This is a genomic window from Propionivibrio sp., assembly GCF_049316945.1.
Classification (GTDB): domain Bacteria; phylum Pseudomonadota; class Gammaproteobacteria; order Burkholderiales; family Rhodocyclaceae; genus Propionivibrio.
Genome location: NZ_JBMOJE010000056.1, coordinates 25,746 through 32,121 on the forward strand (window position 1 = coordinate 25,746; position 6,376 = coordinate 32,121).

Here is a 6,376-nt window from a genome sequence, read left to right on the forward strand (position 1 = left end):
AGTCCCCAGGGTAAATTTGTTCTACCGATAACCCATTGATTTACCGTCATTCCGGGCTTGACCCGGAATCCAGTTCGTTTATTTGCCCCGTTTAAAGCAAAGGAAAACACATGGCACTCAGCCCTCAACGACTACAACAAAAGCGAGCCAAGAAAGCAGCGCTACGGCGCAAAGCACATGCACCGGCACATGTGCATGGCTCCCCTTCCGCGTCAATCAACACCGGTCGCAATTGGGAAAACGGCCTTAGCAGCCCGATACATGAAGTATTCGTCAATGAAAATATCTTCGCCGGCGGCATGGGCACCCTGGTTTATTGCCGCAGAACTGCCGACATGCAGCACATTGTTTCGATGTTCTTGCTGGACACTTACTGCCTGGGTGTCAAGAATGTGGTGCAAAGCGTCATGTCTGCCGAGCAGTTCGCGGTATTGAAGATGCAGCTTGAGCGGTCTCATAATTCAGGTTTTATCCCGATGCCACCCCCAAAGGCTCGCAAACTCCTTGAGGAGCTGGTTGCCTGGTCACGCAATCTCGGCTTTGAACCTGCGGCCGACTACGGCGATGCCGTCAGGATTCTTAATGACACTCCGCTCGATGACAGCAGCCTTGCCTTTGAATTCGGAGCTCAAGGAAAGCCTTTTTATATTGCCGGCCCCAGAGATTCTCTCGCAAAGAGTAAAAGAATCATCGATCAACTGGCTAAAAAGTGTGGCGAAGGTGGGTTTGAGTACATGATCAGTCCTACGGGTGGTTTTTGAGCCTCGTGGTTCATGATTTCATCGCTCTGTACACATCGAGATTGCCATGAAACAAACGAAATTCACCGAAGTGCTTAACAATGCTGGGCAGTATTTCGGCCTCGTCGCTTCGGGCGAATCCGTGCGGGTACTGCGTAACGGCAAGCCAATCACTGACATTGTCCCGGTCGTGGCCGAACTTCCTTCGTGGAAGCGACGTAAGGCGCAACCCTTGGTGCAGGATGGCGTTTCCATCAGTCGCATGATTCTCGAAGAACGCCAAGCTGGCTGTTGATGTGGGATGCCTGATCCCTGGTTTTTTGATCTTGCACTTCCGTAGGTTATGCAGCGGTAGCGGTCAGTCGATAGCCATTGCTATTGCTTAGTCATAGACATTGCGATATTGAGCGAACTTATAGGAGGAACCAAGAATGAACCTTGCCCGTTTGATTGTTTCGGCTGCAACTTCACTTTGTATAGCGAATGCTAACGCTGGTAGCGATATTGTATTGATTGACCATATGGAAAAAGCCTACACAGTTTATGCTGGGTTGCCCTTGGATCGAGCAGAGGTTACAAAAAGCAAACTTGAAGGTAAACCAGTTGATATGGTCCCGTTCGAACAGTTTGTAGAAAGCCAGAAGAAAATCATTGGGGACCGAGTCGTAAGAAACGACTACCAAGGAGAAAGGACAGAGGAAGGGATCGTCGCCCTTATCAAGAAGTATCCGGGGACGCCCTTTGGAGTCACATGGAACGGCGGGATCGCCTATACAAGAAACGACTATCAGGCTGCAAAAAAGGCGTTCGAATCATTCAATACATCGGGAGGTTTTACTAAGCCAGAACCTGAGAAAGACCCTGTCGCGCCAATGAATCATCTTAAACCTCTGCTTGGTTGGTGAGGGGCTACCCAGCAATATTTGTTGTTGCCGGAAACTGTTCATTTTTAACCGTAGCTAACTGAGTTTCTTCCGGGCAGATTCTGGTCACCAGTAAGCTAATCCCGAACGGCAGCAATCAGTCTGAGCAGGCATTGAGGCTTTTCCTCTACGTTCTGTCACTCCTTGCACTCTGTTGAAAATAATTATCTAATTTTAATGCCTCTCCCCAATCCCCCCCAACGCGAAGCCATTCGCTATCTCGACGGTCCCTTGCTGGTACTGGCTGGCGCCGGTTCGGGCAAGACGCGGGTGATCACCCAGAAGATCGCCTACCTGATCGAGGAATGCGGTTTAAGCCCGTCCAACATCGCGGCTATCACTTTCACCAACAAGGCGGCGAAGGAGATGCAGGAGCGCGTCGGCAAACTGCTCAAGGACAAGCCGAAGGGCCTTACCATCTCGACCTTCCACTCGCTCGGCGTGCGTATTCTGCGCGAGGAAGCCAAGGCGCTGGGCTACAAGCCGCGCTTTTCGATTTTCGATTCCAACGACTGCTTCGGCATCGTCTCGGACCTGGCCGGAAGCGTGGACAAGGCGACCATTCGCCGCCTGCAGTCGGTCATTTCCAACTGGAAAAACGCGTTGGTTTCGCCCGACCAGGCGCTCAAGGGCGTGCAGAATGAAACAGAAAAGCTGGCGGCCCTCGCTTACGCCAGCTATTCAGCCACATTGAAGGCTTATCAGGCGGTCGACTTCGACGATCTGATCACGCTGCCCGTCGAGCTGTTCGAGAATCACCCGGAAATTCTCGGCAAGTGGCAGAACCGCCTGCGCTATCTGCTGGTTGATGAATACCAGGACACCAATGCCTGCCAGTACAAGCTGCTCAAGTTGCTGGCCGGGCCGCGTGCCGCTTTTACGGCGGTCGGCGACGACGATCAGGCGATCTACGGCTGGCGTGGTGCCGATGTGGAAAACCTGCGCGGCTTGCCGCGCGATTACCCGAACCTCAAGCTGATCAAGCTCGAACAGAACTACCGCTCGACGGTGCGCATCCTGAAGGCTGCCAATGCACTGATTTCGCACAACGAAAAGCTGTTCGACAAGAAGCTGTGGTCCGACCTCGGCCACGGCGACCCGATCAGCGTCACCGTGTGCAAGGACAGCGAGAAGGAAGGTGCCTCGGAAGCCAAGTCGGTGGTGATGAAGTTGCAGGCGCACAAGTTCGAGCATCGCAGCCTGTTTGCCGACTACGCCATTCTTTATCGCGGCAACTTCCAGGCACGGGCTTTCGAAAAGATCCTGCGCGATCAGCGAGTTCCTTATGCGTTGTCGGGCGGGCAATCGTTCTTCGACAAGGCCGAGATCCGGGACATCACCTCGTATCTGCGTCTGCTGGCCAACAACGATGACGATCCGGCCTTCATCCGTGCCGTGACGACGCCCAAGCGCGGGGTCGGCGGGTCGACGCTGGAGGCGCTCGGCAGCTACGCCGGCGAACGCCATCTGTCGCTGTTTGCCGCAGCTTTCGAGGAAGGCTTCGCGCATCGGGTGCAGGCGCGGCAACTGACGCCACTGCTCGAGTTCTGCGAATTCATCAACCGCCTTGAATACCGCGCAGCGAAGGAATCGGTCGAGCCGGTGATGAACGACCTGCTGACGGCCATTGGCTACGAGGCCTGGCTGAATGACGAAGACGACAAGCGCATCGCCATGACGCGCTGGGAAAACGTGCAGGAACTGTCGAAGTGGCTGACCAAGAAAGGCGAGGAGGACGGCAAGAGCCTGATCGAGCTGACGCAGATGATCGCCCTGATCAACCTGCTCGACAAGCAGGAAGGCGATAGCCGGCCGGATGCCGTCCAGCTTTCCACGCTGCACGCTGCCAAGGGGCTGGAGTTCAAGCACGTTTTCCTGATTGGCGTCGAGGAAGGCGTGTTGCCGCACCGCGAATCAATGGAACCAGGCAAGATCGAGGAAGAACGCCGCCTGATGTACGTTGGCATCACCCGTGCGCAGCGCTCGCTGCACCTCAGTTACAGCGAGAAGCGAAAGCAGGGCCGCGATTTCGTTTCCTGTGAACCCTCGCGTTTCATCGCCGAGATGGGCAAGGAAGACATGCGTTTTTCGGGCGGAAAAACCGACAGTGCACCGGATAAAGCCGGTGGCGCTGCCCGCCTGTCGGCCATGAAAGCGATGCTGTCCGGCACCAAGGCCGGCTGATTGCGATCAGTAAAGCCCTGCCCACGATGCACCCCTAGAAGCCAATAAATACGGTCATCTCGGGGTGGCATGCCGTGGCAGCCAATAGATATAAGCCTCTCACGTCAGGCCTCGCAGGAATGACCTGTTGATAGGGCTTGCAGCCCGGATGCAGCCGTCACACAACGTTACGCGATGTTACCCGATCAATGACATCCATATTGAAACTCATCGCGTTAATCCCTGCAAGGCCGGAACAAAACGTTCAGATCAACGAACCGACCGAGATTCGAACCCACATTAATATTGGAGATAATCATGCTTAAGAACATCATCGCACTTGCCATCGCCGCTGCTTTCGGTACCGCCGCTTTCGCTCAAGCCCCTGCCGCTGCTCCGGCCAAACCGGTTGAAGCTGTCAAGCCGGCTGCCGCCGCTGCTGCCCCGGCTACCGCGCCGCATGCCGCCACCACGGCAGTAGCCAAGCCGGAAGTCAAGGCTGAAGAAAAGAAGGTTGAAGCCAAGCCGGCCGCCAAGACGGAAGAAAGCAAGGAAGCCGTGAAGGTTGAAAAGAAGTCGCACAGCAAGCATAAGAGTGCCAAGAAGACGCAAGCGACTCCGGAGGCCGTGACACCTGCTGCAACTGCTGCACCAGCTACATCTGCTGCTGCCCCGGCTGTCAAAAAGTAATAACCAGGCTGTGACGCTCATTGCCTGCCTGGACGGAGTCCGGGGCAGGCAATGAAAAGGGGAGACCATTGTGTGGTCTCCCCTTTTTACGTTCTGCATCGCTCAGTTGTCAGACGTGGCGAGGGTCTCCAGTTGGCGGTAACGGGCACCGTGGAATATCAGCGGCGATGCCGCTTCACCCTGGGCAAAACTTTCGACATGTCCGACGAAGATGAGGTGATCGCCGCCCGGATATTGGGCCTCGTTGGAACACTCGAACCAGGCGCAGCAGCCTTCAAGCAACGGCACTCCGCCAAGCCCGGTACGCCGGGGAACGCCGGCAAAGCGGTCGCCACTGCGGGCGGCAAAGCGGTTTGAGATGGCCTGCTGATCAGCCGCAAGGACATTCACCGCATAGTGACGGGCGCTTCGGAAGGCCTCAAGGGCGGGCGAGCTCAAGGCCAGGCTCCAGAGTATGAGTGGCGGATCAAGCGACACCGAATTGAAGGAACTGATCGTCATCCCGATTGGCTCTCCATCCGCTGTCAAGGCGGTGATGACGGTCACGCCGGTTGCAAAACTGCCAAGCGTGCTGCGGAAATCGCGGCAGCAAAAGCCCTTGGCAGCCAGTGACTGCCCGGTGTCGCAGCTTTGGCAGGGCAGATCGACAACATTTGTCATGATCTCGGGGCAGTGCGCAGAGGCGGTCGTCAGGGTCATCGGGTGTTCTGGGTCAGAGGTAGGGGCATGCTAAGATCAGCGCTCTTCGGAGGGGATCAGGTGTTTAACCATGCAATTATCGTCGTGCTGCGTTTGGCTGTCGAGAAACTTGCACCGGCTCGCCACCTTTTCCTGGGTTGTGCATGACTGAATCAGCAAGAATATTCTCAGCCCGTCTGCTCGACTGGCAACGACAGCACGGGCGCCATGACCTGCCCTGGCAGAACACGCAGGATGCTTACCGCATCTGGCTTTCCGAGATCATGTTGCAGCAAACGCAGGTGAGCACGGTCGCCCCGTATTACAGCCGTTTTCTTGAACGCTTTCAGACCATTGAGGCACTGGCGCAGGCGCCGCTTGAATCGGTTCTCGAACTGTGGGCCGGTCTGGGTTATTACGCCAGGGCGCGCAATCTGCACCGCTGCGCACAAGTTATCGTTGCCGATTACGTCGGCCAATTTCCGAAAGAAGCGCAAGTCATCGCGCAATTGCCGGGAATCGGGCGTTCGACGGCGGCGGCGATCAGTGCCTTCGCCTTCGGGCAACGCGCGGCCATCCTCGACGGCAACGTCAAGCGCGTGCTGGCGCGCTGCTTCGGCATCGAGGGGTTTCCCGGTTCGGCAAGAACAGAAAAAGAAATGTGGTCGCTCGCCGAATCGTTGCTTCCTGCGGCGCATATCGAGGTCTACACACAGGGGCTGATGGATCTCGGCTCTACGTTGTGTACGCGCAGCAAACCGCTTTGCCCGGCCTGCCCGCTGCACGAAATGTGCATCGCCCGCCAGCAAGGCCGGCAGGCCGAGTTGCCGGTTGCCAAGCCAGCAAAGATGCTGCCAGAACGTGAAACGACGGTGCTGCTGCTGACGGACAGGAAACGTGTTCTGCTCGAACGACGACCGCCGGCAGGAATCTGGGGTGGCCTATTGACCTTGCCGGAGTGTGGCGTGGCGGAGGCAAGGGAGTTTGCCCAGGGCTACGGTTGTCGCTTGCTTGACACGCAAATCATGCCGACACTCAAGCACACCTTCAGCCATTTTCGCCTGAACATTCATGCCCTGCTGTGCACCGTAGAAGTGAGCGCTTGCCAAGTAACAGAAGCCGGATGGCAATGGCTTGAACACGATGAAATCGAGACGGCCGCGTTGCCAACCCCGGTCAGGC

General features: G+C 56.4%; 7 protein-coding genes. 6 read left to right on the top strand and 1 reads right to left on the bottom strand.

From position 1 onward, the window contains the following. Positions 1-110: 110 nt before the first annotated feature. From ACOYNV_RS13845 to ACOYNV_RS13865, 5 genes are all read left to right on the top strand, one after another. A complete protein-coding gene (locus tag ACOYNV_RS13845; RefSeq protein WP_422900374.1) occupies positions 111-761 on the top strand; it encodes a hypothetical protein in 651 nt (216 codons plus the stop codon). A gap of 46 nt (positions 762-807) precedes the next feature. Next, on the top strand, positions 808-1,035 hold the full coding sequence (locus ACOYNV_RS13850; RefSeq protein ID WP_422900375.1) for a type II toxin-antitoxin system Phd/YefM family antitoxin: 228 nt from the start codon (positions 808-810) through the stop codon (positions 1,033-1,035). A 136-nt stretch (positions 1,036-1,171) separates the two neighbouring features. Beyond that, entirely contained in the window at positions 1,172-1,645 is a 474-nt protein-coding gene (locus ACOYNV_RS13855; RefSeq protein WP_422900376.1) for a hypothetical protein, read from the top strand. Between the two features lie 195 nt (positions 1,646-1,840). Then, positions 1,841-3,847: a UvrD-helicase domain-containing protein gene (locus ACOYNV_RS13860; protein ID WP_422900377.1), complete on the top strand. Its 2,007-nt coding sequence runs from the start codon at positions 1,841-1,843 to the stop codon at positions 3,845-3,847. 297 nt (positions 3,848-4,144) lie between these two features. Further along, positions 4,145-4,516 carry a hypothetical protein gene (locus ACOYNV_RS13865; protein ID WP_422900378.1) on the top strand — a complete coding sequence of 124 codons (372 nt, stop codon included), beginning with the start codon at positions 4,145-4,147 and terminating at the stop codon, positions 4,514-4,516. Between the two features lie 102 nt (positions 4,517-4,618). Here ACOYNV_RS13865 and ACOYNV_RS13870 read toward each other — a convergent pair whose 3' ends face one another. Further along, the gene (locus ACOYNV_RS13870) at positions 4,619-5,215 is read right to left on the bottom strand and encodes a flavin reductase family protein (RefSeq protein WP_422900379.1); all 597 of its coding nucleotides are present in this window, start codon (positions 5,213-5,215) and stop codon (positions 4,619-4,621) included. 143 nt (positions 5,216-5,358) lie between these two features. Here ACOYNV_RS13870 and mutY point away from each other — a divergent pair. Further along, the coding region (gene mutY, locus ACOYNV_RS13875) for an A/G-specific adenine glycosylase (protein WP_422900380.1) at positions 5,359-6,376 on the top strand (1,018 nt) is incomplete at its 3' end.

Coding starts and splice junctions, on each gene's coding strand:
- ACOYNV_RS13845 (WP_422900374.1), top strand. CDS start 111: ATGGCACTCAGCCCTCAACGACTACAACAAAAGCGAGCCAAGAAAGCA.
- ACOYNV_RS13850 (WP_422900375.1), top strand. CDS start 808: ATGAAACAAACGAAATTCACCGAAGTGCTTAACAATGCTGGGCAGTAT.
- ACOYNV_RS13855 (WP_422900376.1), top strand. CDS start 1,172: ATGAACCTTGCCCGTTTGATTGTTTCGGCTGCAACTTCACTTTGTATA.
- ACOYNV_RS13860 (WP_422900377.1), top strand. CDS start 1,841: ATGCCTCTCCCCAATCCCCCCCAACGCGAAGCCATTCGCTATCTCGAC.
- ACOYNV_RS13865 (WP_422900378.1), top strand. CDS start 4,145: ATGCTTAAGAACATCATCGCACTTGCCATCGCCGCTGCTTTCGGTACC.
- ACOYNV_RS13870 (WP_422900379.1), bottom strand. CDS start 5,215: ATGACCCTGACGACCGCCTCTGCGCACTGCCCCGAGATCATGACAAAT.